Here is a 381-nt window from a genome sequence, read left to right as displayed (position 1 = left end):
CCTACTCTCACAGGGACAAAGTCCCAACTACCATTGGCGCTAAAGAGCTTAACTTCCGTGTTCGGTATGGGAACGGGTGTGACCTCTTCGCTATCGCCACCAGACATATTATATTATACATGATTTCTAAAAGAAAGCAAGACTTTTTTTAAAAAGTTTTGTTCTTTCAAAACTAGATAACAGTTCGCTGAGTAAAGCTTACGCTTTTAAAGTTTGGTTAAGTCCTCGATCGATTAGTATCAGTCAGCTACACATGTCGCCACGCTTCCACCTCTGACCTATCAACCTGATCATCTTTCAGGGATCTTACTAGCTTGCGCTATGGGAAATCTCATCTTGAGGGGGGCTTCATGCTTAGATGCTTTCAGCACTTATCCCGTC

At 42.8% G+C, this 381-nt stretch carries 2 rRNA genes; both read right to left on the bottom strand.

What is annotated here, in order from left to right:
* Nucleotides 1–104 (bottom strand): 5S ribosomal RNA (gene rrf, locus M3225_RS29185); the annotation flags it as partial.
* A 109-nt stretch (nucleotides 105–213) separates the two neighbouring features.
* A 23S ribosomal RNA gene (locus M3225_RS29180) occupies nucleotides 214–381 on the bottom strand; the annotation flags it as partial.

This window comes from Priestia aryabhattai (assembly GCF_023715685.1).
Taxonomy (GTDB): domain Bacteria; phylum Bacillota; class Bacilli; order Bacillales; family Bacillaceae_H; genus Priestia; species Priestia aryabhattai_B.
The sequence above is the reverse complement of the archived record's forward strand: the minus strand, read 5'-3'. Positions and strand labels throughout refer to the sequence as shown.